This is a genomic window from Streptomyces sp. NPDC059785, from assembly GCF_042732375.1.
Classification (GTDB): domain Bacteria; phylum Actinomycetota; class Actinomycetes; order Streptomycetales; family Streptomycetaceae; genus Streptomyces.
Window position 1 is genome coordinate 17,159 of sequence record NZ_JBHWHV010000077.1, and the last position, 25,912, is coordinate 43,070.

Annotated in this window: 23 protein-coding genes; 16 read left to right on the forward strand and 7 right to left on the reverse strand. The window is 69.1% G+C overall.

Annotated features, from left to right (window positions below; genetic code table 11):
* Positions 1 to 4: 4 nt before the first annotated feature.
* From ACFV6E_RS37755 to ACFV6E_RS37765, 3 genes are read right to left on the reverse strand one after another with little or no spacing between them, the layout of a single operon-like run.
* Entirely contained in the window at positions 5 to 673 is a 669-nt protein-coding gene (locus tag ACFV6E_RS37755; RefSeq protein WP_385168850.1) for a response regulator, read from the reverse strand.
* Entirely contained in the window at positions 673 to 2,895 is a 2,223-nt protein-coding gene (locus tag ACFV6E_RS37760; RefSeq protein WP_385467935.1) for a histidine kinase, read from the reverse strand. The genes ACFV6E_RS37755 and ACFV6E_RS37760 overlap by 1 nt, the downstream gene beginning before the upstream one ends.
* Positions 2,892 to 4,424: a membrane dipeptidase gene (locus ACFV6E_RS37765; RefSeq protein WP_385467938.1), complete on the reverse strand. Its 1,533-nt coding sequence runs from the start codon at positions 4,422 to 4,424 to the stop codon at positions 2,892 to 2,894. The genes ACFV6E_RS37760 and ACFV6E_RS37765 overlap by 4 nt, the downstream gene beginning before the upstream one ends.
* A gap of 399 nt (positions 4,425 to 4,823) precedes the next feature.
* Between ACFV6E_RS37765 and ACFV6E_RS37770 the strand changes: the two genes are divergently transcribed.
* From ACFV6E_RS37770 to ACFV6E_RS37795, 6 genes are all read left to right on the forward strand, one after another.
* Positions 4,824 to 5,648 carry a sensor histidine kinase gene (locus ACFV6E_RS37770; RefSeq protein WP_385168858.1) on the forward strand — a complete coding sequence of 275 codons (825 nt, stop codon included), beginning with the start codon at positions 4,824 to 4,826 and terminating at the stop codon, positions 5,646 to 5,648.
* A gap of 186 nt (positions 5,649 to 5,834) precedes the next feature.
* A complete protein-coding gene (locus ACFV6E_RS37775; RefSeq protein ID WP_385467941.1) occupies positions 5,835 to 6,674 on the forward strand; it encodes an esterase/lipase family protein in 840 nt (279 codons plus the stop codon).
* A gap of 443 nt (positions 6,675 to 7,117) precedes the next feature.
* Entirely contained in the window at positions 7,118 to 8,002 is an 885-nt protein-coding gene (locus ACFV6E_RS37780; protein WP_385467943.1) for a ketoacyl-ACP synthase III family protein, read from the forward strand.
* Positions 8,003 to 8,077: 75 nt separating this feature from the next.
* Positions 8,078 to 9,169: a ScbA/BarX family gamma-butyrolactone biosynthesis protein gene (locus ACFV6E_RS37785; RefSeq protein ID WP_385467945.1), complete on the forward strand. Its 1,092-nt coding sequence runs from the start codon at positions 8,078 to 8,080 to the stop codon at positions 9,167 to 9,169.
* A gap of 39 nt (positions 9,170 to 9,208) precedes the next feature.
* Positions 9,209 to 9,925, forward strand: coding sequence for an HAD family hydrolase (locus tag ACFV6E_RS37790; protein ID WP_385467948.1), 717 nt, complete (start codon positions 9,209 to 9,211; stop codon positions 9,923 to 9,925).
* Positions 9,926 to 9,940: 15 nt separating this feature from the next.
* A complete protein-coding gene (locus tag ACFV6E_RS37795) occupies positions 9,941 to 11,053 on the forward strand; it encodes a 3-oxoacyl-ACP synthase III family protein (protein ID WP_385168871.1) in 1,113 nt (370 codons plus the stop codon).
* 66 nt (positions 11,054 to 11,119) lie between these two features.
* Here the strand turns inward: ACFV6E_RS37795 and ACFV6E_RS37800 are convergent, their stop codons facing one another.
* Positions 11,120 to 12,817 carry a heme peroxidase family protein gene (locus tag ACFV6E_RS37800; RefSeq protein ID WP_385467951.1) on the reverse strand — a complete coding sequence of 566 codons (1,698 nt, stop codon included), beginning with the start codon at positions 12,815 to 12,817 and terminating at the stop codon, positions 11,120 to 11,122.
* Positions 12,818 to 13,313: 496 nt separating this feature from the next.
* Positions 13,314 to 13,526 carry a hypothetical protein gene (locus ACFV6E_RS37805; RefSeq protein ID WP_385168876.1) on the reverse strand — a complete coding sequence of 71 codons (213 nt, stop codon included), beginning with the start codon at positions 13,524 to 13,526 and terminating at the stop codon, positions 13,314 to 13,316.
* 591 nt (positions 13,527 to 14,117) lie between these two features.
* On the opposite strand from ACFV6E_RS37805, the gene ACFV6E_RS37810 reads away from it, so the two are divergent.
* Genes ACFV6E_RS37810 through ACFV6E_RS37825 form a run of 4 tightly spaced genes read left to right on the forward strand, consistent with a single transcriptional unit; the run spans position 14,118 to position 17,247 of the window.
* On the forward strand, positions 14,118 to 15,365 hold the full coding sequence (locus ACFV6E_RS37810) for an alpha-hydroxy-acid oxidizing protein (protein ID WP_385467953.1): 1,248 nt from the start codon (positions 14,118 to 14,120) through the stop codon (positions 15,363 to 15,365).
* 9 nt (positions 15,366 to 15,374) lie between these two features.
* Positions 15,375 to 16,046 (forward strand): FadR/GntR family transcriptional regulator, encoded by a 672-nt coding sequence (locus tag ACFV6E_RS37815; protein WP_385168882.1) that lies wholly within the window; start codon positions 15,375 to 15,377, stop codon positions 16,044 to 16,046.
* Entirely contained in the window at positions 16,046 to 16,381 is a 336-nt protein-coding gene (locus tag ACFV6E_RS37820; protein WP_385467956.1) for an L-rhamnose mutarotase, read from the forward strand. Before ACFV6E_RS37815 ends, ACFV6E_RS37820 begins: the two co-directional genes overlap by 1 nt.
* A complete protein-coding gene (locus ACFV6E_RS37825; RefSeq protein ID WP_385467959.1) occupies positions 16,378 to 17,247 on the forward strand; it encodes an amidohydrolase family protein in 870 nt (289 codons plus the stop codon). The genes ACFV6E_RS37820 and ACFV6E_RS37825 overlap by 4 nt, the downstream gene beginning before the upstream one ends.
* Before the next feature lie 132 nt (positions 17,248 to 17,379).
* Here ACFV6E_RS37825 and ACFV6E_RS37830 read toward each other — a convergent pair whose 3' ends face one another.
* Both ACFV6E_RS37830 and ACFV6E_RS37835 read right to left on the reverse strand, forming a co-directional pair.
* Positions 17,380 to 18,327 carry an aldo/keto reductase gene (locus tag ACFV6E_RS37830; protein ID WP_385467961.1) on the reverse strand — a complete coding sequence of 316 codons (948 nt, stop codon included), beginning with the start codon at positions 18,325 to 18,327 and terminating at the stop codon, positions 17,380 to 17,382.
* A complete protein-coding gene (locus ACFV6E_RS37835; RefSeq protein ID WP_385467964.1) occupies positions 18,324 to 19,622 on the reverse strand; it encodes an L-fuconate dehydratase in 1,299 nt (432 codons plus the stop codon). Before ACFV6E_RS37835 ends, ACFV6E_RS37830 begins: the two co-directional genes overlap by 4 nt.
* 113 nt (positions 19,623 to 19,735) lie before the next feature.
* Here ACFV6E_RS37835 and ACFV6E_RS37840 point away from each other — a divergent pair, with 113 nt between their 5' ends.
* The 6 genes from ACFV6E_RS37840 (at position 19,736) to ACFV6E_RS37865 (ending at position 25,882) form a co-directional block, all read left to right on the forward strand.
* Entirely contained in the window at positions 19,736 to 20,572 is an 837-nt protein-coding gene (locus ACFV6E_RS37840) for a fumarylacetoacetate hydrolase family protein (protein ID WP_385467968.1), read from the forward strand.
* Complete coding sequence (locus ACFV6E_RS37845) at positions 20,569 to 21,309, forward strand: SDR family NAD(P)-dependent oxidoreductase (RefSeq protein ID WP_385171378.1); 741 nt, start codon at positions 20,569 to 20,571, stop codon at positions 21,307 to 21,309. The genes ACFV6E_RS37840 and ACFV6E_RS37845 overlap by 4 nt, the downstream gene beginning before the upstream one ends.
* A 161-nt stretch (positions 21,310 to 21,470) precedes the next feature.
* Complete coding sequence (locus tag ACFV6E_RS37850; RefSeq protein WP_385171375.1) at positions 21,471 to 22,691, forward strand: ABC transporter substrate-binding protein; 1,221 nt, start codon at positions 21,471 to 21,473, stop codon at positions 22,689 to 22,691.
* A 6-nt stretch (positions 22,692 to 22,697) separates the two neighbouring features.
* Positions 22,698 to 23,636, forward strand: a complete 939-nt coding sequence (locus tag ACFV6E_RS37855) for a carbohydrate ABC transporter permease (protein ID WP_385171373.1) — start codon at positions 22,698 to 22,700, stop codon at positions 23,634 to 23,636.
* A complete protein-coding gene (locus ACFV6E_RS37860; RefSeq protein ID WP_385171370.1) occupies positions 23,629 to 24,483 on the forward strand; it encodes a carbohydrate ABC transporter permease in 855 nt (284 codons plus the stop codon). The genes ACFV6E_RS37855 and ACFV6E_RS37860 overlap by 8 nt, the downstream gene beginning before the upstream one ends.
* A gap of 55 nt (positions 24,484 to 24,538) precedes the next feature.
* Complete coding sequence (locus ACFV6E_RS37865) at positions 24,539 to 25,882, forward strand: alpha-L-fucosidase (protein WP_385171368.1); 1,344 nt, start codon at positions 24,539 to 24,541, stop codon at positions 25,880 to 25,882.
* The last annotated feature ends 30 nt before the right edge of the window (positions 25,883 to 25,912 follow it).

The following is a 25,912-nucleotide window of genomic DNA, read 5'->3' on the forward strand; positions in this document are numbered from 1 at the left end:
GCTGTTACGGATCCGTCCCCTGCTGCCCCAGGCCGGCTTCCCTGGCCCGCACGATGGCGTCGGCGCGGTCGGTGGCGTGCAGTTTCGCGAAGATGTTGGAGATGTGGTTGCGCACCGTCTTGGGGCTGAGCACGAGCCGGCGGGCGATGTAGGCGTTGTTGCGGCCCTGGGCCATGAGGTCCAGCACCTCGCGTTCTCGATGTGTCAGGGCGGGGAACGCGGCGACCTGGTGCCCGGACGGCGAAGCCGTGAAGAATTGCGTGACCCATACCGCGACGGCGGGGCTGGTGATGAAGCCGCCGTCAGCCACGGTGTGTACGGCGCGCCGAAGCTCGACCGCGCCGGCTTCCTTGAGCAGGTAGCCGCGTGCCCCGGCACGCAGGGCGGCGAAGACGGACTCGCTGTCTTCCACCATGGTGAGTACGAGCACCGCGACGTGAGGGCGTTTCCGGACGATCGTGCGGGTGGCCTCCACTCCTCCGACGCCAGGCATCCGCAGGTCCATCATCACCACGTCGGGCTGCAGATCGACCGCTGCCCCGATCGCCTCCTCACCGTCACCGGCTTCGGCTACCACCTCGATGTTCCCCGCCAGTTCGAGAAGTGTCCGTACGCCCGTCCGCACCAGCGGATGGTCGTCGGCGATGATGACCTTGATCCGCTTCGCGTCCATCAATCGGTCACCGCCTCCCTGATCGGCAGATGTGCCTCGACGACGGTTCCGCCCTGCCGTCCGCGGTGGATACGCCAGGTGCCGCCCAGTTCCTCGGCCCGTTCGCGCATGGATATGAGACCGCCACCGGGTGTGACCCGGTGCGGAAGGCCCCGGCCGTCGTCGCGCACCACGACGGACAACGTCACGCCCCGGGTCAGCTCGATCCGGCACACGGATGCCCGGGCATGCCGTATGGCGTTGTTCACGGCTTCGACACCGATCCAGAACGCGGCGACCTCGACGGCGGCGGGCAGGCCGTCCAGGTCGCCCTGCTGCTCGACCATCACGCGCATCCGGCCCGGGACGTCCGGCTGTGTCAGTCGGTTCGTGCGTTCCCGCAGCGCACAGGCGAGCCCTAGCTGGTCCAGGGCCGGTGGTCTCAGGTTGTAGACGAGGCCCCGGATGTCGCCGACCAGGGAGCGAGTGAGGCTGATCTGCTCGTCCAGATGTCTGATGGCGGCGTCGGGATGGCGTTCGACGAGTTCTCGGGCCGCTTCCATGCGCATGACGCCGGCGGCCAGGTCCGGGCCCAGGCCGTCATGGAGCCGGTGGTGCAGTCGGCGTCGTTCCTCCTCTCGTGCCAGCACGATCTGCTCCCGCGACTGCTGCAGCTCGTTGGTCAGCAGCACGATGGATGCGGCGCCGCTGACCTGGTGGGCCAGCGTGTCCAGCAGCCGGCGGTCGGCCGGGCCGAAGGGTTCCCGGCCCGGGCCGACAGCCAGGATCAGCTGGCCCAGTACGCCGTCGGCCAGCGCCAGGGGCACGATGACCGACCGCCCGGTGTCCTCGCCACAACTGGCCCGGACCGAGAACCGGCTCTGGGCCCGGCGCAGTTCGATGGCGGCGAAGGGCAGACGGAGGGTGCGGGCGAGGGTCTCCGTGACGTGCTGCAGTGCGAGCCGCGGGTCCGCGGCAGCGTCGATCCGGCCCAGCCGGGACAGCACCTTGTAGGGGTTGTCCCGTTCGCCGTAGACCAGCCGGCCGACCCGTCGGCGCAGGAACGAGTGCAACGGCGGAGCGATGAGCCCGATCAGTCCGCCGGTCAGCACGGCTGTCAGCGCGGGCCGGGCGGTGAAGATCCGGCTCAGCATCCAGGCGCCGACCAGGTAGATGCCCACCACCGACGCGGTCAGGCTCCCGTACAGCAGTGAACGGCTGACGATGATTTCGATGTCGAAGAGCCGGTGGCGGAGGATCGCGAGGGCGAGTGCCAGCGTCGGCGGCAGGGACAGCAGTGGCAGCCAGGTCGCGGGCGGGACCGGCCATCCCATCGCCGCGGGGATCGTGAAGACCGTCAGGAAGATCAGGCCGCCCAGCAGGTGTGTGCGCAGCACCCAGCGCATCCGCAGCCGGGACTTGGCATCTTTGGTGGCGCGATAGCTGAGCAGCATCAAGACTGCCGTGGCCGCGGGCAGTACTGAGCTGGGCATGAACGAGACCTGGGCGCCGAGGCCGCGGATCTCCGCGGTGTCGTGGGCCGAGGACAGGGTGAACACGAGGTAGATGCCGTGCAGTAGCAGCGGCAGGCTGTAGACCGCGATGATCCGCCGTCGGGTGGCGGTCAGTCCGGCGCCGGGCACCACCAGGACGAAATGGGCCACCGCGCCCCACACGAAGGCCAGTGACAGCTCACCGGCGGCGTGCAGCAGCGTCGGACCGGAGGCAGCCAGCCGGAACGCCTGGTCACCGAGCAGCCAGGCGGAAGTCCCGCAGAAGGACAGGAACGCGGTCAGCATCAGCGCCTGCGCCCCGGGATCCGCGGCCTGTTTACGGAACACGAAGACGGCCAGTGCGACCAGGGCGGACAGCACCACGATCGACGGCCAGAGCCGAACCAGGAAATTCGTCACCGGGAACTGCCGGAGGCGGACGGTCACCTGTTTCCAGTCGCCGTCACGCAGCACCGTATAGGTGAGGGAGTCACCCGTGCGCAGGTCGCCGTCAAAGACGTAGGACCGCAGTGGCACCCCGTCGATCGCCGTCACCACATCCTTGGCGCGCAGACCGGCCGTGTCGTCCAGGACGAAGTCGACAGTCATCCGGTCGCTGTGGAACGACGTGTTCGACAACTGCACGATGGTGCCGTCCGACGGGCTGACCACGCGGTCTCGCACGATCAGGGCGGTGAGCAGAACGAGTCCTATGCTGATGACGGCGACCAGGCGGCTCGCGGCGGTCACGCTCGGCGCTCCGCCTTGTCCCACAACTCCACGTATCCGGCAGCGGACCGCATCAGCGGGGCCATTTCCGCGGCCGACAGGCCTGCCGCGTCCAGTGCGGCCAGGAAGTCGGGCAGCATGCCGACGTGGGCGACACCGTCATGGTTGATGTCGAACGTCACCTCACCGATGGTGCTCCGGTGCACCGGTCCGCCTCCGAGGGGGTTCGGGAAGGGATAGGCGAGCCCGCCGGGCGGCAGCCGGCCCGGGCGGGGCAGTCCGGCGAAGCCGTTGAAATCCGAGCCGAACGCGCTCCATTCCGTGCCGGCCCGGGCGAGGTTGTAGCGGTGAGCCCGCAGGAAGGTGAGGAGAGTGCCCTGGTCGGCCGCCGCCACATTCATGGTGGACTGGCGGACCAGCGGGGCGACGGCGCCGCCGGTCTTCCGTATCAGCTCGACCTCCGACGGTTGCAACTGGCGTTCGCTGCGCAGCTCGGGGCGGCTGAGTTCGAGGAACTCGGTATGGCTCGCCACCACCGGGTAGTGGGCCGCGGCGGCCATGTCCAGGACGTCGGCCCGGGTCCTGGCCGACATGTGGTCGACGTCGATGATCATTCCCCGGTCCATCAGTTCCTCGACCAACCGACGGCCGGCGGAGGTCAGCCCGCGCACATTGCAGTTGCCGCCCCGGTACCGGTACCCGGCGCCGGAACGGCTCTCGGTCCGCATCCGGTACACCGGCAGCGAGAGCAGCGGATTGGCCGCCGACAGCACCCTGTTGTTACGGGACCACTGCAGCGGCAAGGCGAACGCCGCGCCGCCGAAGGCGTTGTCGGAGAGGTGGAGCGGGATGATGTGACGCACACCCGCCTGGTAGTACTTCTCGACCGTCGCGGTGAGCTGGGCCGGGGACATCCGGCTGCCCGGACGGCCCCCGAACACGTTGTCGACTTCGACACCGAGCACGACCGCCAGGCGTCCCGAGGCGATCACCTCCCGCGCCTGGGCCGGTGACCGTACGATCCGGTACCAGCCCGTGCCGGGGCCGCCGCAGACGGTGTCGATGTGTGCCTCCATGTCGTGGGCGGCCCCGATCTGCAGATCGACCACGTCCATGTCGTCACACGTCGAGGTGCTCCTGCGGGACAGCCGACACAGCACCTCGTTGTGCACGGCTGTGACGACCGCCAGCCGCAGGCCACCGTCGACCGCCCTCTTCAACCACTGTTCGTGGACCGCCTGATGTGTGAAATCGTCCCAGGCGGGCCAGCCGCGGAAGCCCGGGTAGCCGCCGGTGTCGTGGCCCAGCAGGGCCGTCCATCGGGCTCCCGTGGCCATCACCCGGCCGACGTTGCCCACCAGGTCCGTGATGCCGTGCGGCCCGTGCATCTCCCGGCACGGGCGGAGTACTGCTGCCGGGTTTCCCGACGGCTGCCCCCAGAGAACCTTGCCGCCGAAGGCGAGGTTCGCGAACTGGTGCAGATGCAGATCGGCAAATCCTGAAGTCACGTCCTGGGCCGTCATCGCCGACACCCCCGGTCGTCCGGCCACCAACTCAATATGACAGCGTCCAACAGCCGCGGACGGGCTTTCAAGGGCGCCGGGAACATCCATGAAGGGGATAGGACCGCAGTCCCTGCAGAACGGGACAGCGGGTGTCGAACAATCTACGCACCACCGGGGACCCCGTGCTGGTCGCACTCCACTCGAAGTGACCGGCCGTGCCGACCCTCCGAGCCGGGGCTTGCGCTGCCTCTTCACAACGAGAGGCAGCGCACGTCCTTTCCGCTCGGGCCAGTTCAACGCGCGTAGCGCCACATCACGTCCGGCACGACCGACTCGCCCAGCGCATCGGCTTCGACACGGTCATCGTCGCACGGCGCCTGATCGCACCCTCCCCACCCCGCATGAGTAGACACGCCGCCCCCCGCACAGGTCGAAAGGTTCACCATGCGCAAGTCCGCACAGTCGTCCGGCCCGGCTCTTCCACGCCCCGGCTCCGGAGCTGCCGCGCGGCCACTCGGGCAGATGTGTGGGGCGCTGCGGAGGCGGCACGAGGATGTCGACCGGGCCATCGCCAATGCCGTGCAAGCGGACCGCACTCGCATCGCACGGGATCTGCACGACGTCGTGGGCCATGAGGTGAGTCTCATGCTCCTCCAGGCGGCCGGGGCGGCGCGCATCATGCGCACGGACCCCGACCGCGCCGAAACGGCACTCGCACGTGTCGAAGCACTCGGGCAGCAGGCCATCATCGAACTGCGCCGGATGCTCGGCCTGTTGTCACTGGGCGAAGAGTGCACCGCCATGCACCGGCTGTCCGACCCTCACAACCTCCATGCCCTTGTCGAGCGCACACGGACGGACACCTTCCAGGTCAGCCTCGTCTGCACCGGCGATCCGGCACCGCTGCCCCCGGAGGTGGACCTCTGTGCCTACCGCGTCGTGCAGGAGGCGCTCACGAACGCCATTCGCCATGCCGACCAGTGCCACCCGGTGCGGGTGACGGTCGCCTGGCACCCCGCCGAACTCGAGATCCAGGTGAGCAATCGCGTCTCCCAGGACGACGGCACATCGGTCCCCCGGCATTCCGCCGGCTGGGGTCTGATCGGAATGCGCGAGCGGGTGGCTGCCGTCGGTGGCTGCTGCCGGGCCGGACTGCAGGCCGACGGGCATTTCCGCGTCTCGGCCTCCTTTCCGCTGGCGAATCCGGCACCGCAGCCCACCGGACAGCGACAGCCGCCCACGACGCCGAGGACGACGTCACTGCCATGAGCGGGGCCTTTCGGCGGCCCCCGGTTTTCTCCGTCCTCGTTGCAGCGCACACCGGCCATTGCCGTACGTCCGCGCGAGGACAGCCGACTGACGTCAGTGGTGGGACGCCATGCGAATGCCTCACGGCCACACTCGAATTGCAAGCACCGAGTGAAGCGCGAGATACAACGTCAGGAGCCAACCGCGATGCTCAAGCTGGTGACAACGAGCCTGTCATCCGTATGTGCCGCCGCAGCCCTTCCTCTCAAGCTCGCGGCGGGCACGCTGACCGCGATAGGCCGAACCGTGTTCGAGAACGGGTCCGTGCACTCGCACCGGCCTTCGCGTGAGTCCGGTCTGAAACTGTGCGAGGGACACCGTCCGTACCGTACGGACGACACTCCGGTTCTTCTGATCCCTGGATACCTTTCTCCGCACGTTTCCTGGCACTCCCTGGTGCAGGAGCTGCATCTGAACGGCTTCAGCAATGTCGTGTGCCTGCGCTACAACCCTTTCCGGATGGACATCCCGGCCATCGCCTCGATCCTTGCCGCGGAGGCGCGCAGGGCCATGCTCCGCAGCGGCTCCCCCAGGGTCCACCTGGTCGGATACAGCCTCGGTGGGCTGGCAGTACGTTACGCGGTCCAGCGGCTGGGGATGACCGACGAAGTCCTCAGCGCCGTCACCGTCGCGACACCTCACAAAGGAAGCCCCCTGGCTCACCTGGGCGTAGGGCCCGCGGTCAGGCAATTACGGAGCAATTCACCCTTCCTTTCCGCGCTGCCGGACATCGACATGAGCCACAAGGTCCGGTGGTCGCTCATCGGCTCGCGGTCCGACCTCGTCGTTCCCCTCTCCAGTGCGACGGCGGGCCGGCACGTCAGCTCTTCGTCCCTCCCGGGCCCCGGCCACCTTCTCATCATGAACTCCCCGGAACTGGCCGACGCCGTCGTCAGGCGCCTGAAGGACGCCAGGTCCGAGGCCATCGGCGGCCAGGACGTTCGGCGGCGGCCGCTGACGGCGGAGGCCGGCCTCAAGGCGTCGTAGTCCGGGCCGAACGGCGAGCGAGGCCGTGACGACGGTTCCTCGCGGCACCGCAGAAGTGCAGCCGTTCTACCTCCCGGCGACGACGTACGGATGACGGCACCGGTGGGACGACACGACTTCCCGGCACCGCGAGACTCGTAACTCCCCGGCCGATGCGTCCTTCGGAGTCGGCGTCGCAGCTTTCGGCACGACGAGAACCGACGACCGACGGCACGTCGGCCGACGACCATGGAGGTATTCCGTTCATGACACGCGCAAAAGAACCGCAGGGCGGCATGACCGTCGCAAACGGTGCGTCGAGGCGGCGATTACTGATTACCGGCTCAGGCAGTTACCTGCCCGAGCACCGCATCGACATCTCCCGTGCCGTCTCACGTTGTCCGAACCCGGAGGCGCAGCGCATTCTCGCCGGCGACTACCGCAGTGTGTGCGTGGAAGCGGACATGTTTCCGCCGGACATGGCGCTGCTGGCCGCGGAGCGCGCTCTGGCTGCCGCGGCGACACCTGCCTCGGAACTCACCCTGCTGGTGTTCACCTCCGTCCACCGGCACGGCCACCGGCCGTACTGGTCCGTGACGTCATGGCTCCAGGACCGGCTCGGCTGCCGGCAGGCAACGCCCATGGCCGTCTCACAGGGATGCAACGGCCAGATGCTCATGCTTCAAGTGGCTGCCTCCCTGCTGCGCGGGCAAGGCGGTGGAACCGCACTGGTCGTGGCGGCGGACCGGTTCTCGGCCTCCGGTTTCGAGCGTTTCACCGCCGACTACGACATCCTCTTCGGGGACGGAGGCGCTGCGGCGGTACTGACCCTGGAAGGCGACGGTCACCGAACCCGGCAGCGCCCGTGCTGGCACGTGCTGGGTGCCCATACCGTCTCCGCCCCGGAGCTCGAAGCACTGCACCGCGACGCGTCCCCGTGCGCGGCGACACCGGAAACGACCGCCGACGATCACGACATCCGCGCCGTGAAGCGACGCTTCGTCACCGAGCACGGCAAGGACATCATCAGCAAGCGCACGCGGCAGGCCGTGGGCGAGATCCGCGAGGTCCTGCTCCCGTCCGGGTACGACCTGCGGTTGCGCCACATCGCCTACCCGCACCTCGGCCGCCGCCTCCTGGAGGAGAACTACTTCCCCGAACTGCCCCCGACCGCCGATCGAACTCTGCGGACCTTCGGTTCGGAGGTCGGGCATCTCGGCAGCGGCGATCAGATCGCGGGACTCGACCACATCGCACGCACCGGCGGCACAGTCCCGGGCGACCGGGTGCTGCTGCTCGGTGCCGGCGCCGGTTTCACCTGGACCGGAATGCTCCTCGAACGCATCTGATTCCGCCCGAAGGATGCGACACACCAGGCAACTTCCTCACACACGCACCTCTCACCGACACACGGAAGGTTCGACATGACCACCATTGGCATGGACCGCGCACCCGACTTCCCGCGTTCTCCGGCTGAACTGCGTCTGGACTACCGGCGTACCGTGGACCGGCTCCTGGTGCACAGGGAAGCACTCGGCGAGGTGTTCCTCACCGACATGCAGCCGCTCGACGACGGGCGGTACGCCGCCGGAGCTCAGCTGCCCCGTTCACACGCCCACTACGGCGATCACTTACTTCGTCCGGCCAGTCACGATCCCCTGCTGATCCTGGAGGCATGCCGTCAGGCCACGCTGGCCGGGGCACACCGGTTCTTCGCCGTGGCCACCGACAACAAATTCATCCTCACGCATCTGCGGCTTCGCCTGACGGACCATCGGATCACCGAGATCGGCGCCGGCCCGTGCCCCTTGGCCATGGAGGTGGAGGTGGTGCGCCGCAAGGAGCGCCATGGCCGCGTCACCGGCCTGGACTATGCCATCAGGCTCTCCGTGCGCGGTGGCGAGATCGGCACGGCCGAGATCGGTCTGCGTTTCAAGACGCCCGAGGGCTATCGGGCGCTGCGGCTGATCAACCGTGGCGGACGTGCCCTGGTCTCCTCCGACGCCTACAAAACGGCGATGCGCGGTACGCCGACTCCCCCGTACCTGGTGGGACGGGCGCTGCCGGAAAACGTCGTACTCGCCGATGCCGTCAGCCAGGACGGGAGGGCGAAGGCGCTGCTCCGGGTGCCGGCGGACCATCCGAGTCTGTTCGATCACCCGCAGGATCACCTGCCGGGAATGGCCATCACCGAAGGGGCGCGGCAGCTCGCCCTGTTCGCCGCGGTGGACCTGCGAGGCATGTCGGCCGCGAAGACCCTGCTCACCGAGCTCGATGTCACCTTCGTCCGCTTCGGTGAACTCGAGGAGGAAACGGTGCTGAGCGCGGAGCTCAGTGAACGCATACCCGCCGCCCCGGCGGAGGCGCACATCCATTACACGCAGGGCGGTCCGCTGGAGCCGGAGACGGCCGGGCCGGCCACTGGCGACGACCGGGTCCGAGCCCGGATCGAAGCTCACCAGGGAAAGGAGCTCCTCTGTGCCTACACCTTCGTGCTGACGCCGACCTCGTACTGATCCATCCCGCCGACCGACTTGAGACCGGGAGTGACCGACGTGGCGACTTCCGCCGCTTTCTCCGACGTGGACGAGACTCTGATCCGGGCCAAGAGCATGTTCCGGTTCCTCGCCTTCTACCTGCACCAACGAGGTGAGCCGCCGTCCACCTACGACCGGCTGGTCGCCGGCTTGCGCGCGGCCGCGGCGCGTGGCGTTCCCCGCGACCGGATCAATCGCACGTACTACACCTTCTACGCGGGCGAGGAAGCCGACCGGCTCGCGACGGCCGGCCGGGCCTGGTTCGCCGAGGAGTCGCAACAGCGCCACGGCATCTTCATTCCGGAGATCCGGCAGTCGCTCGCGGAGCACCGGGCGGGTGGCGAGCCGGTGATCCTCGTGTCGGGTTCGTTCTTCGCCTGCCTCGATCCGATCGCCGCGGCTTCCCGGGCGGAGTGGGTGCTGGGAACCCGCCCTCTGATCCGCCGGGGCGTTCTCACCGGCGAGGTGCTCGTGCCCATGGTCGGCCGCGCCAAAGGGCGGGCGGTCCGCGCCGCGGCGGCGGTCCGCGGCCTGGACCTGAGCGGGTGCACCGCCTACGGCGACCACATCAGCGATCTGGACATGCTCCGGGCAGTGGGACGCCCCGTCGTGGTGGGCGGGGACCCGCTGCTCGGCAACTACGCGATGCGCGCCGCCTGGCGCCGCATCAGCCCCGCCGCTGTCGGGCCGAACACCGACGCGGCGCCTCAGGTCCGCTCACCCCTGACCGGCTGAAGACAGGACTGGAAGATGACGACGAAATCCGTAGGCATCCTGAGTACCGGCTCCTACCTGCCCAGCACGGTGGTGAGCAATACGGAGATCGCCCGCGACGCAGGTGTCACACCCGAGTGGATCGCACGCAAGACCGGTATCGAAGAACGCAGGCGTGCGGCCGACCACCAGGCCGCTTCCGATCTCGCCGTGTCGGCGGCCCGTGAGGCGCTGGAACAGGCGGGCGTCCACCCTGGCGAACTGTCCTACATCGTTCTGGCGACTTCCACGCCCGACCATCCGCAGCCGGCCACGGCCAGTATCGTGCAGGGCCGCATCGGCGCCACGAAGGCAGCCGCTTTCGACGTCAACGCGGTCTGCAGCGGCTTCGTCTACGCGCTGACCGTGACGGAACGGATGCTCAGCTCCCAGCCCGGCCACGGTTTCGGACTGGTGATAGGAGTGGACGTCTACTCCCGCATCCTTGACTACTCCGACCCCAAGACGTGCATCCTGTTCGGGGACGGCGCCGGTGCGGTGGTATTGGGCCCCGTACCGCGGCATCAGGGAGTACTGGAGAGCAGCCTGGCCACGCATGGTGATCAGCATGCGCTGATCCGGGTGCCCGCGGGCGGCAGCCGCATCCCGCTCACGGCCGCGGCCCTCGAGGCCGGACAGCACTTCTTCCGGATGGACGGCCGACGCGTACGCGACTTCGTGCAGGAGAACCTGCCCGAACACCTGGCCCGCCTCACGAGCGGGACCGACGTGCCCCTCGCCGATGTCGATCATTTCGTCCCGCACCAGGCCAACGGTGTGATGCTGGCCGACGTGTGGCCGAAGCTGAGCCTGAGCAACGCGGCCATGCACCTGACGCTGGAGCGCTACGGCAACACGGGGGCGGCTTCCGTGCCCATCACGCTTGACGAAGTTCACCGGCAGGGTCTGCTGAGCGAGGACGAGGTCGTCCTGCTGTCCGGGTTCGGAGGTGGCATGAACGTCGGTTCGGTTCTGCTGCGCTGGGCGGCCACTGCCCATGCCCGGTACCGGAGTGCTGAGTGCCGGCTGCCGCGCCGGTCTGCCGTCGGCTCCTGTCCGTCGCGCGTCCACTTCCCCGCGCTTCGCCCGGCCGATCCCAATCGTCCGTGAACGCGTTTCGCCGGCGGGTGGCCGGCGAGGCGCCGCCCCCGCTGCAGCGGGGGCGGCTTCCGGCGTTCAGGAGGTCGAGGAGGCCGTGCCTGGCTGCTTGGGCAGCGGGCCGTCGCCGAGGGGGTTGAGCAGTTCCTCGCTGTCCTCAAAGGCGAACAGCATCAGGTCCGTCATGGTGAAGGCCCCCTTCTGGTAGGCAGGTAGGCTCGGCCGCCAGTGCGGGTCCTTCACTATGGAGTAGGTGCTGCCCTCCATGGCGCGGTGGAAGACCTCGGCGACGATGGTGCCGCCCACTCCGGTCAGGCGCCCCGCGCCCCGGGGAGCCGTCTCGGCCTCGCGCAGGATGTAGAACCACAGCGGGGTGTGCGCGACGAGTTCTTCCCGTTCCTCCGCCGTGAGCGTGTCGAGCCGGGCGCCGTCCTCGGCGCCCGTGATGATCTGGTCCTTGGACAGCGCCTTCATCCCCATCTCGTGGGCAAGCTGCGGACCGGTGGCCAGTCCGAGCATCGCGGCGCGGGTGAGGTTGCGGAAGGCCAGGTTCAGCTGCACACCGGACGGTACGTCGGGTTGGTCGATCGCGCCGACGGGCAGCTCGCGCAGGGCCTTGACCAGTCGGGTGTCGATTCGATGAGCGAGGTTGAACTGATCAGGCGGGACCAGCAGGTCCTTGCGGCCCGCTTCCTCTAAGTTGAACAGCCTCCGGAAGTCGGGGATCCACGAACTGGGCAGCCGGAGGTTGGAGCCCGAGTTCCGGTCGTTGATGTCACCGTCGAAGCTGAGGTTCCCCGACCGGCCGCTGAACCGGAACAGTTTCTCCAGAGTGGCAGGGCCCCCGGGAGCGTCCCTGGTGAAGACACGGTTCCATGAGTAGAAACCGCGAACCATGCTGTGTCCCAGCCGGTAGGCGGCGACCGAGAACTCGATCGGCATGGTCGGGCGGTCTCCCGGCCGCGTCGCGTGGCGCGGGTCGCCCCCTCGGAGTGGTTCGAAGAAGCGCCGTTGCCCGTTGAAGACCTGATCGACGATGCCCGGGTCGACGATGCGCGGGAGGAAGTCGGTGCGCAGCATCCACTGGTAGTGCTTGACCACGGTCTCGCGTGCGGAGTCGAACAGCATCGCCGTGGGAAGCCCGTGCTCGGCGAGCCTGCTGTGCACCCGGTTGTGGAAACGCATGAATGCCAGACTGATCTGGGCCACTGCGAGATTCTCGTCATTGCGGGTGTCGGGGATCAGCGGCATCCGCATGTCGCCCCGGCTTCCGATCGCGCTCTCTCCCGCGCGCGGCAGGTCGAAACCCCACTGGTCGGTGTTGACCGCCGGAATACCCGCGGGATCGCTGACGCCAAGTGTGCTTCCCATCTTGAAGCGGCCGCTGGAGTCGAAGTAATTCCGGAAGGTGGCACAGCCGGGACCGAACCCGTACAGGGAGTCGAGGTCCAGTGCCGGGGAATGGCCCTGCATCAACATCTCCAGGGAGACCGGTTCCCCGAACGCCAGCATGGAAGCGGAGGCGTCCATGGTCAGGTCATGGTCCACGAACTGCCCGAGGTAGGTGAACCCCGCCGGTATGCCGGGCTTGGAGTTGGGGTCGATCTCTTCCTTGGTCATCGCATCGGCCAGTTTGCGCCGCAGCCCCTCGCTGATCTGTACACCCTTCTCGCGGCTCAACCGGGAGAAGCGGAATGCCATCTGCTGTTCGGCCGCGCTGGGTATCCGAGAGGTGACCTGCTCGCCTTCGCGTTCGTGGATACACCCTTCGTTCACCACGAAGAAGGTTTCACGATTATGCCGTTGCACCATGCACTCCTCCCCTGCGCAACAACAAAGGAATGGGGATCATTATCGTACTGAGCGAAAGCAGAACCGTCACGACCGTTCGACCCTCACTTTCCTGCCAACGAATGCAACGCGCCTTTATGGATGACTCCTACGGCACTCCGCTTGACAGCCTTCCCCTGTACTCGGACCACTCGCCACCAGCCACTACGCTGCGCTCGATCGACAGCCTCCGGCAGCACCCGGACACCTGTATCCCTGTCCGCCCAGCGGTTCTGCGTAGGGCACACGGTTCCCGCGGCGAAAGTCACGAATCCTCGGGGGCTGCGGCGTAAAAACCAGAGTCGAGAATTCGACATTGAGTTGCGCGGCCGTGCTGTCGTTGAGGCGTGGAGTAGGACGACGCCCTCGGCAGCACATGGGCAGGGCCGTCTCATCGGCATCGAGTTTTCGCGCTCCGCACGGAGACTGACGTCGTCGGCAGTCACCACCTCCTCGCCCCGTCGCACGTGGAACCGCCGGGACAGATGCCGGTTGTCGAGGGCGGTCGACGCGCCGTCCCCCGGACCGCGGTGAGGGCCGCCTCGTACAGTGCGAGGTCGACGATCTCGCCGTCCACGAGCAGGAAGTCACCGATTGGCGCGCGCAGCAGCGTCCCGGTGGAGAGGTCCTCGACGACCGCGCGGACGTCTGCCATCGGGGGCCCGCCTTCTTCAGGAGCATGCCGTAGGCGTCAGTCCGGCGTCGAGGCGCTCGCTTACGGTCGCCGCCGGCGCGGTAGGAGGACGCACGTCGGCGCGGCGTCTGTCCTGTTCGGCCGGTGCCGTTTCCTCCAGCGCCAGGACCAGTTCACCGGAGACGGTGCCGGCCAGTGGCCGGACGTCACGGACCGCCCGGCACAGTTCCAGGAGTGCGGGCGTGAGCCGGAAGCGGTCGGCGGCGCGGACGACGACGGCCTACGGGGGCAGGCCGGTGGCGGTGAGGATCACCGCCACGTCGAGCACGTCCTCGAGGACCGTCCCGGCAGTCTTCGCCTTCCGGCCGAACTACATGCGAGATCGCCTCCTTCCGGGCGGACACCGGGTTGCGCCGCCCCGGCGACGATCATTGTGCGGAGGGATCACGCATACCACCGGAATGTCCGATGCCGCTTGTATGCGCATACGACCTTCCTGACCCTCCCGCACCGCACCGCACCGAGCAGGACATCGGATGTTTAGTATGATGGCTCGCCCCAGGGGACGGTCCGTCAGAGTTGCCGTCCCGTGCCCGGAGGGTGACCGCCTTGGTGCAGCGCCAGATACCCCGCCCCGCCGAGATCCTCGAACTCGCCAGGTTCAAAAAGCCCGAGCTGAACGGGCGCAAGCGTCGCCTCGACGCCGCCCTCACCATCCACGACCTGCGGGTCATCGCCAAGCGCCGCACCCCGCGTGCCGTCTTCGACTACACCGACGGCGCCGCCGAGGGCGAGCTGTCGCTGGCCCGGGCCCGCCAGGCGTTCCAGGACGTGGAGTTCCACCCGTCGATCCTGCGCAGCGTGCCCGGGGTGGACACCAGTACCACCGTGTTCGGCGGCCCCTCGGCGCTGCCGTTCGGGATCGCGCCGACCGGCTTCACCCGGCTCATGCAGACCGAGGGCGAGACCGCGGGCGCCGGCGCGGCAGGCGCCGCCGGTATCCCCTTCACGCTCTCCACCCTCGGCACCGCCTCCATCGAGACCGTCAAGGCCGCCAGCCCCACCGGGCGCAACTGGTTCCAGCTCTATGTCATGCGCGACCGCGAGATCTCCTACGGGCTCACGCGGCGCGCCGCCGAGGCCGGGTTCGACACGCTCTTCTTCACCGTCGACACCCCCGTGGCCGGCGCGCGGCTGCGCGACAAGCGCAACGGCTTCTCCATCCCGCCCCAGCTCACCCCGTCCACCGTGCTCGACACCCTGCCGCGGCCCTGGTGGTGGTGGGACTTCCTGACCACGCCCAAGCTGGAGTTCGCCTCGCTGACCTCCACCGGCGGCACCGTCGGCGAACTCCTTGACTCCGCGATGGACCCGACCATCGGCTTCGACGACCTCGCCGTCATCCGTGAGATGTGGCCCGGCAAGCTCGTCGTCAAGGGCGTCCAGACCGTCGAGGACGCCAGGAAGCTCGCCGGTCTGGGCGTGGACGGCATCGTGCTCTCCAACCACGGCGGACGGCAGCTCGACCGCGCGCCCGTCCCCTTCCACCTGCTGCCGCGGGTGGTCAGGGAGGTCGGCGCCGATCTGGAGGTCGCCGTCGACACCGGCATCATGCACGGCGCCGACATCGTCGCCGCCGTCGCCCTCGGCGCCCGCTTCACCCTCGTCGGACGCGCCTACCTGTACGGACTCATGGCCGGCGGGCGCGAGGGCGTCGACCGGGCCGTCGCCATCCTCACCGACCAGATCGTCCGGACGATGAAGCTGCTCCAGGTGTCCAGCCTGGAGGAACTCACCCCCCGGCACGTGACCCAGCTGACCCGGACCACCCGCGTCGAGACATCCGACCAATTGGTTTAGAGTGTGGTCATGGCCGTCACCGACGAGGCAATCCTCAAGATCAAAGAGATGATCGTGTCGGGCGAACTCTCGCCCGGATCCCGGCTCCCCCCGGAGAAGGAGCTGAGCGAGTCCCTCGGGCTCTCCCGCAACTCCCTGCGCGAGGCCGTGAAGGCGCTGGAGGTCATCCGCGTCCTGGACGTCCGCCGCGGCGACGGCACCTACGTCACCAGCCTCGAACCCCGGCTGCTCCTGGAGGCCATGTCGTTCGTGGTCGACCTCCACCAGGACGACTCGATCCTGGAGGTCCTCACCGTACGCCGGATGCTCGAACCCCAGGTCGCGGCCCTGGCCTGCCGCTCGATCACCGACGCACAGCTCGCCGAGATCGAGAAGCGGCTCACCGATGTCGGTGAGGACGCCGACGTCGAGGCGCTCGTCGCCCACGACATCGCCTTCCACCACCTCATCGCCGAGTCCACCGGCAACGCCTACCTGACCAGTCTCCTCGACTCCCTGTCGAGCCACACCGTCCGCGCCCGCGTCTGGCGCGGCATCACCGAGGGCGGCTCCGTCGCCCGCACCATCGACGAGCACCGCGCCATCCTGGAGGCCGTCCGCGGACGTAACGCGGAGCTCGCCCAGGCGCTGATGCTCGTCCATGTCTGCGGAGTTGAGCAGTGGCTCAGAAAGGCCCGCTGATGCGCGTAGCGCTGCATTCCGAGATCCGCGAGAACGCCGTCGACTCCTACCGGGAGCGGCATGTGCGGATCCCCCACGACCTGGTCGCCGCGTTCGGCCGGCTCGGCATCCACGAGTGGACGATCTGGCGCTCCGGGCGGCGGCTGTTCCACCTGGTCGACTGCGACGACTGGGACGCCGCCGCGGCCGGCCTGCGCGACGAGCCCGCCGACCAGGCGTGGCAGCGGGACATCGGTCGCTTCGTCGAACTGTTCCGGGACGCCGACGGCAACGAGGGCACCGCACCCCTCGAACTGATCTGGGACCTCGCGGCCCAACGGGACGGCCGACCGTGACCGGACGACCTGAGCACACAGCGCGCACCGAGCTGATCGACGCCCATGTCCACGTCTGGGACCCGCGCCGGGTGCGCTACGACTGGCTCGCGGGCACCGTGCTGGACCGGCCCCGGCTGCCGGGCGACATCGACGACGCCGACGGTGCGGTGGACCGGTGGGTCTTCGTCGAGGCCGACGCCGCTCCCGCCGACGCCCTTGCCGAGGCACGCTGGGTCGCCGGGCTCGACTGGCCGGGCCTCGCGGCGATGGTCGTCGCGGCCGACCTGGAGTCCCCCGACGTCGCCGAACACATGGCCCGCACCGCCGAGTTGCCCCTCGTACGAGGCATCCGGCACCTCCTCCAGGGCCTGACCCCCGAGCGGTTCGCGGCGCCCGCCCTGACCGCGGGGCTCGGTGAGGTAGCCCGCGCCGGACTCGTCTTCGACGCCTGTGTGCGCCGGACCCAGCTCGACGCCCTCGACCGCCTCCTCACCGACGCCTTCGACGGCACAGTGGTCCTCGACCACCTCGGCAAACCCTCGGTGGACGCCGGCCTCGACTCCGACGCCGGGCGGGCCTGGCTCGCGTCCCTGCGGCGCCTGGCCCGGCACGAACGGCTCGTGGTCAAGCTCTCCGGCCTGCCCGCCGAAACATCCGACGCGGACACCCTGCGCCGCAACGGCCCCGGCCTGCTGCGCGCCGCCCTCGACACGTTCGGCGCCGAACGCTGCATGCTCGCCGGCGACTGGCCCGTGAGCACCGGCACCGACGGCAGGACGACGACCCGCGCATGGTTCGATCTCGTACGGGACGTGGTCGGCGAGGCCGACTGGCCGCGGGTCGCCGCGGGGACCGCCCGCACGGTGTACGGGATCGGCGACTGAGCCCGGCCCGCTACGGCACATAGGGCGGGCCCGGTCACCGCGCCACGCCAGAAAGGGTGGGCCCAGTCACCGCGCCACGCCAGAAGGGGCGGGCCCGCTCACCGGGCCCGCCCCTTCGTCGTCCGGCACAGCTCAGGGAATCAGCCCCTCCCCCCGCAGCGCCTCCCACAGCTCTCCGGGGATGTCCGCCCCCATGTGCTCCAGATTGGCCCGCAGCGAGCTGGTCCGTGCCGTGCCGACCACCACCTGGTCCACCGCCGGGTGCAGCAGCGGGTACTGGATCGCCGCCGTCGGCAGCGCCACCTCGAAGCGGGCGCACACCTGGCGCAGCCGCTCGGTCCGCTCCACCAACTCCGCTGGTACCGCACCGTAGTTGTAGTGCGCCGCGGCGGGGTTGTCCGAGGCGAGCAGTCCCGAGTTGAACACCGCGACCGCGAGCACCCGCACCCCGCGCTTCGCGCACAGCGGCAACAGCGCCTCGGCGGCGGGCTGTTCGAGCAGCGTGTAGCGGCCGGCGATCATCACGACGTCGATGTCGCCCTCGCGGACCGCCCGTACGGCCGCCTCCACGCTGTTGACGCCGACGCCGATCTCCTCGACCATTCCGGCCTCCCGGAGCCGGGCCAGCCCGGGCAGGCCCAGGCGCAGTCCTTCGTCGAGGCCGTAGACGTCGGGGTCGTGCAGGAACAGGGTGTCGACGCGGTCCAGGCCGAGCCGTCCCAGGGACTCGTCCAGGCTGCGCCTGACCCCGGCGAGGCTGGGGTCCCAGTGCCGTACGTGGTCGTCGGGGACGACGAAGCCGTTGGCCTCGTCGGTGCCCGCCCGGCGTCCGGTATTGGGCACGATCAGCCGGCCGACCTTGGTCGACAGGCGGTAGGCATCGCGCGGCTTCTCCCGCAGGAACGCGCCGAGGCGGCGTTCGCTCAGTCCCAGTCCGTAGTGGGGCGCGGTGTCGTAGCTCCGGATGCCGCCGGCCCATGCCTCCTCAAGGACCGCGTGGGCGTCCGCGTCGGACACCTCGCGGTACAGGTTGCCGATGGATGCGGCCCCGAATCCCAGTCGTCGGCTCGTGGTGCTCATAGGGCGGCTCCCGTCGTGGGGTCGAAGCGGTGCGCGTCGATCGACGCGGCGCGCATCTCGGTTCCGGCCCCGGGCGCGGTCGGGGCGTGATACCGCCCGTCGCGGACGACCGTCGGGGTCACGAAGTGCTCGTGCAGATGGTCGACGTACTCGATCATGCGGCCCTCGGTGGTGCCCGACACCGCGACGAAGTCGAACATCGACAGGTGCTGCACCGCCTCGCACAGGCCCACCCCGCCGGCGTGCGGGCAGACGGGGACGCCGAACTTGGCGGCGAGCAGCAGATGGGCGATGTTCTCGTTGACCCCGCCGACCCGGGCCGCGTCGATCTGGAGCACCTGGAGCGCCTCCGCCTGGAGGAACTGCTTGAACATGACGCGGTTGTGGACGTGTTCTCCGGTGGCGACCGGGACCGGCGCGATCCCGCGGGCGATGGCGGCGTGCCCGAGGATGTCGTCGGGGCTGGTGGGTTCCTCGACCCAGGCCACCCCGTACGGCGCGAGGGCGCGTACCCATTCGATGGCGGCGGCGACGTCCCAGCGCTGGTTGGCGTCGATCGCGATGGGGAAGTCCTCGCCGCAGATCTCACGGGCGATCCGCAGACGTCGGATGTCGTCGTCGAGGTCGGCTCCGACCTTCAGTTTGATCTGGGGGAAGCCGGCGTCGACGGCCTCGCGGCACAGCCGCGCCAGCTTCTCGTCGGAGTAACCGAGCCAGCCGGGGCTGGTGGTGTACGCCGGGTAGCCCTCGGCGAGCAGGGTCAACTCCCGCTCGGCCCGGCCGGGTTCGGCGCGGCGCAGGATGTCGGCCGCCTCGTCCCGGGTCAGGGCGTCGGTGAGATAGCGGTAGTCGACCAGGTCCGCGAGCTCCTCCGGGGACATGCGTGCGAGGAGCTGCCACAGCGGCAGTCCGGCCCGTTTGGCCTTGAGGTCCCACAGCGCGTTGAGTACCGCGCCGACGGCCATGTGCATGATGCCCTTCTCGGGGCCGAGCCAGCGCAGCTGCGAGTCGTGCGCGAGGATCCGCCACGCCTCGCCCATGTCGGCGAGGAGCGGCTCGACCTCACGTCCCAGCAGATGCCCCTCCAGCATCTGGATGGCGGCCACCTGTACGTCGTTGCCGCGGCCGATGGTGAAGGCGAAGGCGTGCCCTTCGTGGCCGTCGCCGGCGTCGGTCCGGACGACGACGTAGGCCGCCGAGTAGTCGGGGTCCGCGTTCATGGCGTCCGAGCCGTCCAGCAACGCGGAGGTCTCGAAGCGGACGTCCGCCGTCGAGACGGATGTGATCGTGGTCATGGGTCCTCCCGGGACGCAGTCAAACATCGGATCAATCCAAAGGTCAAATGGTATGGTGCCGCTGGCCTGCCCCTAGGACGGGCCGAGAGTTCCGATGTTCCGGAAGGAATGGCATGAAGTTCGCACGGATCGGAGAGGTCGGCCGGGAGATACCGGTCGTCGTCGCCGAAGACCACTACCTCGATCTGTCGGGGATCACGGACGACATCGACGGGGCGTTCCTCGCGGGGCCGCTGGACCGGGTCGCCGACGCGGTCCGCGAAGGCTCGCTGCCACGTATCGAGTTGACCGGGCGGCGGATCGGCGCCCCGATCGCCCGCCCGTCCGCCGTCATCTGCATCGGGATGAACTACGCGGCCCACGCCGCCGAGTCCGGTGCGAAGCCGCCGGAGGACCTCGTGGTGTTCCTCAAGACTCCGAACACCGTGGCAGGCCCCGACGACGACGTGGCGATCCCGCCGGGCAGCACGAAGACCGACTGGGAGGTGGAGCTGGGTGTGGTGATCGGACGCCGGGCGAGCTACCTCGCCTCGCCCGAGGAGGCGCTGTCGCACGTCGCCGGGTACACGCTCGTCAACGACCTCTCCGAGCGCGAGTGGCAGATCGAGCGGTCCGGCGGGCAGTGGAGCAAGGGCAAGGCGTTCCCCGGTTTCTCACCGACCGGGCCCTGGCTGGTCACCGCCGACGAGATCGACCCGAGCGGGCTCCGGCTGCGGAGCTGGGTCAACGGCGAGCCCCGCCAGGACTCAAGCACCGCCGACATGATCTTCGACGTCGGCCAGATCGTCTGGCGGCTCAGCCAGTTCCTCGCCCTCGAACCCGGCGACCTGATCATGACCGGCACCCCCGAGGGTGTCGCACTGTCCGGCCGGTTCCCCTACTTGAGCGCCGGTGACGTCGTCGAGGTCGAGATCGACGGGCTCGGCCGGCAGCGGCAGGTGACCCGATGACCGCGTACGAGGGCATCAGGGCCCTGGTCACCGGCGGCGCCTCGGGCATCGGCGCCGCCGTCACCGCCCGCCTGCGCGAGGAGGGCGCCCGGGTAGCCGTACTGGATCTGAATCCGCCGCGGGACGACCCCGACGCGCACCGGGTGGACGTCGCGCGGGACGAGGAGGTGCGCGCGGCGGTGGCGCGGGTCGCCGAGGAGTTCGGCGGTCTCGACGTCGTCGTCAACAACGCCGGCATCGGCGCGCAGGGGACCGTCGCCGACAACTCCGACGAGGAGTGGCACCGCGTCCTCGACATCAACGTGCTCGGCGCGGTACGGGTCAGCCGGGCCGCGCTGCCGTGGCTGCGCGAGTCCTCCCACGCCGCGATCGTCAACATGTGCTCCATCGCCGCGAGCGCGGGCCTTCCGCAACGGGCGCTGTACGGGGCGAGCAAGGGCGCGCTGTACTCGCTCACCCTCCAGATGGCGGCCGACCACGTGCGCGAGGGCATCCGCGTCAATGCCGTGAGCCCCGGCACCGCCGCGACTCCCTGGGTCACCCGGCTCCTCGACACCGCGGACGACCCGGTCGCCGAGCGCGCCGCCCTCGACGCCCGTCAGCCGCACGGGCGCCTGGTGGAGGCCACCGAGGTAGCCGACGCCGTCGCATATCTCGCCAGCCCCCGGGCCGGCTCCACGACCGGGACGGTCATCGAGGTCGACGGAGGCATGTCCGGCCTCCGCGTCCGCACCTGAGGTTCAGAGAACTCCCGGGCATTCATCCGATGTCTTCGTAAGTTACAGACGCATATCGGCCAGATGTGATGTTGTTGACACGTGAAACATCGGATGATTTGCTTCGGGTGTCCGGCAGGAGTACCCCAGCCGCCGGGCCGAATGAAATCAAAGGTGATGACATGAGAGTACGGACTGCGGCCGTCGCCGCCGCGGCTGCGGGGGCGCTGCTCCTCACCGGCTGCGGCGGCGAGGCGCCCGGCAGCGGCGACACCCTCACCTGGTCGATGTGGATCAGCTCGTCCGAGGACCAGGCGGTCTGGGAAGGTGTCGGCGACGCCGGCACCGGGGCGTCCGGCAAGCAGGTGTCGCTCCAGGGCGCACCGTTCACCGACTACTGGACGAAGATCGCGACCCAGCTCGGATCGTCCAACTCACCCTGCATCGTGACGATGCAGAGCCTGCGGGTGAACCAGTACGCCGAGGCGCTGCTGCCCCTGGACGACCTGATCGAGTCGACCGGCTTTGAGTCCGACGCCTTCGACGACGGGGCGATGAAGGCCCTGGAGTCGGACGGCACGCAGTACGCCATCCCCTACGACACCGGCCCGCTGGTGCTCTTCTACAACAAGGACGCCTTCGAGGCCGCGGGCGTCGACGCCCCGGCCCCGGGGTGGACCGTCGAGGACTTCGAGGCCGCCGCCACCGCCCTGAAGAAGGACGGGCAGGTCGCGCTCGCCACCAGCGTCGAGGACATCTCCCTCGAAGGGCTGCTGTACTCCCGCAACGGCGGGCAGATGATCGACGGTTCGGGAGAGGTGGTGCTCGACAACGACACCACCGCCGAGGCTGTTCGATGGGTCGCGGGGCTGGTCAAGAACGGCGAGGCGACCAAGGCCGACGGCGCCGACGCCACCGCCGACGACAACGCCTTCATCAACGGCCGGGCGGCCATGGTGGTGGGCGGCGCCTGGAACTCGCTCGACTTCAAGTCGAAGTCGTCCTTCGAGGTCGGCCTGACCACCATGCCCTCACCGAAGGGCGCCCAGCGGACCTACACCGCGGGCAGCGGGTTCGCGATCTCCCGCGACTGCGCCGACCCGGAGGCCGCCTTCGAGGCGATCACCGCCATGACCTCCGTGGAGATCGAGACCTCGCTCGCGAAGGAGGGCCGCGCCTTCCCGGCGCGTACCGCCGTACAGGAGGTCTGGTACGACAACGCCGGCATCGACGGCGCGAAGCAAACCCTGGACAGTGCCCTCGACAGCGCCGTGCCGCTGCCGGGGAGCGCCGACGGCGACAAGCTGAACCAACTGCTCAGCCAGTACGGCCCGCAGATGGTGAACGGGCAGAAGCCGGCGGCGGATGTGCTGGGGGACATCTCCAGCCAGATCGGAAAGTAGCCGGCCATGGCAACCATCTCCGCACCCGAGGTGACATCCTCGACGGCGCCGAAGGACCACTCCGGTGGCCGCCGGCGCGACCGGTCCCAAGGGCTGTGGGGCGTCGGATTCGCCGCCCCGCACGCCCTCGGACTCGCCCTGTTCACCCTCCTGCCCATCGCCATCGCACTGGTCATGAGCCTGTACGACTGGCCCCTGATCGGCTCTCCGGAGTGGATCGGCCTCGGCAACTACGAACAGTTGCTCAAGGACCGCTCGTTCCACACGGCCGTGCTCAACACCTTCCTGTTCGTGGCGCTGTACGTGCCCCTCAACCTCGTCGTGTCGCTCGGCATGGCGGCCTGGCTGTCGCCGAAGATCCGGCACCGGCAGGTGTTCCGCGTCATCTTCTTCCTGCCGACCGTCACACCGATCGTCGCCAACGCGGTCGTGTGGCGCATGCTCTACCAGCCGGACGGTGTCATCGACGCGACCTCGCAGTCGTTCTTCGGTCTCTCGATGCCCGACTTCCTCGCCGACCCGCACTGGGCGATGGTCGCCATCGTCGTGATGAGCGTGTGGCAGGGCTTCGGCTACAACATGATCGTGTTCTCCTCGGCGCTGGACTCCGTGCCGGAGAGCCAGCTCGAAGCGGCCTCGCTGGACGGGGCGAACGCCTGGACGGTGTTCTGGCGGATCAAGCTCCCGCTCATCTCCCCGTCGCTGTTCTTCGCGACCACGATGACGCTCATCACCTCCTTCCAGGTCTTCATCCAGCCGTACATCATGACCCGCGGCGGTCCCGGCGACTCCACGGTCACGCTGGTGCAGTTCATCTACAACCAGGGCTTCACCTTCCAGAAGCTGGGCATGGCCTCCGCCGCGGCCTGGGTCCTGTTCGTCCTCATCCTCGGCGTCACCGCCGTGCAATTCCTCGGGCAGAAGAAGTGGGTGCACTATGAGTGAGGTCCTCTCCCGGGGACGCGGGGCCCGCACCTTCCGTACGGCGGTGGGCTACACGCTGCTCTGCCTGGTCGCGCTGGTCTTCCTCTCTCCCTTGATCTTCATGATCGGCACCTCGCTGAAGGCGCCGTCGGAAATCTTCACGACCCCGCCGTCCCTCCTCGGCGACACCCTCCAGTGGGGCAACTACAGCGAGGTCTTCTCCTACGCGCCGTTCGGCCGGTACCTCGTCAACGGCATGATCGTCGCCGTCTGCGGCACCCTCATCACTCTCGCGGTGTCGGCGCTGTCCGGATACGCCTTCTCCCGGCTGCGCTGGCGCGGACGGAGCGCCACCTTCGCGGTGTTCCTCGCCACGATGATGCTGCCGCAGGAGGTCATCATCGTGCCGGCCTTCGTGCTCATGCGGGAACTGGGCTGGATCAACACCTACCAGGCGCTCATCGTGCCCTGGGCGTTCACCGCCCTCGGCGCCTTCCTGCTGCGGCAGTTCTTCATGACCGTCCCGCAGGAACTGGAGGACGCCTCCCGCATCGACGGCCTCGGTCAACTGGGCACGTTCTTCCGCATCATGCTTCCGCTGGCCCGGCCGACCCTCGCCGTGCTCGCCGTCTTCACCTTCATCACGTACTGGAACTCGTTCCTGTGGCCGCTGGTCATCGTCAACGACGTCACCAGCCTGGGCACCATCCCCCTCGGCCTCCAGCAGTTCTTCGGCCAGCAGGGCACCCAGTGGCATCTGATCATGGCGGCGTCCGTCGTCTCCATGCTGCCGTCCACCGTCCTGCTCATCGCCCTCCAGCGCTATCTCGTACGCGGCATCGTGACCTCCGGTCTCGGCGGCCGCTGACCCACCCCGAGCGGTGCCCGACCCGGTGCCCGATCCGGAAAGGACCTTCCCGGCCATGGCCATGTTCAAGAACGAACCCCAGCGCCCGCCCCAGTACCGGCAGTTCGAGCGCGAGACGCCGGCCTGGTACCAGGACGCGAAGCTCGGCATCTTCGTGCACTGGGGCCCGTACTCCGTACCGGCGTGGGCCGAGCCCATCGGGGCGCTCGGCACCATCGAGGAGGAGGAGTGGTTCCGGCACAACCCGTACGCCGAGTGGTACTACAACACCATCCGCATCGACGGCAGCCCGGCCCAGCGCCACCACCAGGAGGTGCACGGCGGCGCCGACTACGACGACTTCCTCGACCTGTGGAAGGCCGAGGCGTTCGACGCCGACGCGGTCATGGACCTGGTCGCCGCGACCGGCGCCCGGTACTTCGTGCCCACCACCAAGCACCACGACGGAGTGGCGCTGTGGGACGCGCCCGGCACCGGTGACCGCAACACCGTGCGCCGCGGCCCCGAGCGCGACCTGATCGGCGAGTTCCAGGGCGCCGCCGAACGCCGCGGCATCCGCTTCGGCGTGTACTACTCCGGCGGCCTTGACTGGCACTTCACCCAGACCCCGCCCATCACCCGGCACATCTTCGACGCACTGCGCCCGGTGGACAAGGCGTACGCGGACTACGCGTTCGAGCACGTCGCCGACCTCATCGACAAGTACCGGCCGGAGCTTTTGTGGGGTGACATCGAGTACCCCGACGCGGGCAAGCCGGAGGGCGAGAAGAGCCTCGTCGAGCTCTTCCGCCGGTTCTACGCCGCCCGGCCCGAGGGCGTCGCCAACGACCGCTGGGGCGAGACCCACTGGGACTTCCGCACCAGCGAGTACGAGCAGGGCCGCGACGGTGAGGGTGACGGAGCCTGGGAGAACTGCCGGGGCGTCGGCTATTCCTTCGGACACAACACCCAGGAGGACGAGTCCAACTCGCTGAGCGGCGAGGGCGCGATCCGCCACTTCCTCGACGTCGTCTCGCGCGGCGGCAACCTCCTGCTCAACGTCGGCCTCACCGCCTCCGGCGAGGTCACTCCCCTCCAGCGCCGCACCCTGGAGACACTCGGGGCCTTCAACCGGGCGCACGGCGACGCCGTGTTCGCCTCGCGCCCCCTCGACCCGGCTCTCGCCCGCCCCTCGGACGAGCCCTGGGTCCGGTGGACCCGTACCGGCCGCACCGCCCACGCTTTCGTGGACGCACCGGCCGGCACCCGCGTCACCCTCGACGCCGACGGCACCGCGCTGGACCTGTCCGCCGCGACCACGGCCGGCGCCGCCACCGAGGTGGCCGACGGCACGCTCGTGGTGACGGTCGACGAGCACGAAGTCGCGGGACCGGTACGGGTGGACGTACCGCTGCGCTGACCCCGGACCGGCGCCGGGACGGTCCGCGAC

Coding starts and splice junctions, on each gene's coding strand:
- ACFV6E_RS37785 (WP_385467945.1), top strand. CDS start 8,078: ATGACCACCATTGGCATGGACCGCGCACCCGACTTCCCGCGTTCTCCG.
- ACFV6E_RS37850 (WP_385171375.1), top strand. CDS start 21,471: ATGAGAGTACGGACTGCGGCCGTCGCCGCCGCGGCTGCGGGGGCGCTG.
- ACFV6E_RS37845 (WP_385171378.1), top strand. CDS start 20,569: ATGACCGCGTACGAGGGCATCAGGGCCCTGGTCACCGGCGGCGCCTCG.
- ACFV6E_RS37815 (WP_385168882.1), top strand. CDS start 15,375: ATGGCCGTCACCGACGAGGCAATCCTCAAGATCAAAGAGATGATCGTG.
- ACFV6E_RS37855 (WP_385171373.1), top strand. CDS start 22,698: ATGGCAACCATCTCCGCACCCGAGGTGACATCCTCGACGGCGCCGAAG.
- ACFV6E_RS37780 (WP_385467943.1), top strand. CDS start 7,118: ATGTTTCCGCCGGACATGGCGCTGCTGGCCGCGGAGCGCGCTCTGGCT.
- ACFV6E_RS37770 (WP_385168858.1), top strand. CDS start 4,824: ATGCGCAAGTCCGCACAGTCGTCCGGCCCGGCTCTTCCACGCCCCGGC.
- ACFV6E_RS37865 (WP_385171368.1), top strand. CDS start 24,539: ATGGCCATGTTCAAGAACGAACCCCAGCGCCCGCCCCAGTACCGGCAG.
- ACFV6E_RS37830 (WP_385467961.1), bottom strand. CDS start 18,327: ATGAGCACCACGAGCCGACGACTGGGATTCGGGGCCGCATCCATCGGC.
- ACFV6E_RS37775 (WP_385467941.1), top strand. CDS start 5,835: ATGCTCAAGCTGGTGACAACGAGCCTGTCATCCGTATGTGCCGCCGCA.
- ACFV6E_RS37795 (WP_385168871.1), top strand. CDS start 9,941: ATGACGACGAAATCCGTAGGCATCCTGAGTACCGGCTCCTACCTGCCC.
- ACFV6E_RS37835 (WP_385467964.1), bottom strand. CDS start 19,622: ATGACCACGATCACATCCGTCTCGACGGCGGACGTCCGCTTCGAGACC.
- ACFV6E_RS37755 (WP_385168850.1), bottom strand. CDS start 673: ATGGACGCGAAGCGGATCAAGGTCATCATCGCCGACGACCATCCGCTG.
- ACFV6E_RS37840 (WP_385467968.1), top strand. CDS start 19,736: ATGAAGTTCGCACGGATCGGAGAGGTCGGCCGGGAGATACCGGTCGTC.
- ACFV6E_RS37805 (WP_385168876.1), bottom strand. CDS start 13,526: ATGGCAGACGTCCGCGCGGTCGTCGAGGACCTCTCCACCGGGACGCTG.
- ACFV6E_RS37860 (WP_385171370.1), top strand. CDS start 23,629: ATGAGTGAGGTCCTCTCCCGGGGACGCGGGGCCCGCACCTTCCGTACG.
- ACFV6E_RS37820 (WP_385467956.1), top strand. CDS start 16,046: ATGCGCGTAGCGCTGCATTCCGAGATCCGCGAGAACGCCGTCGACTCC.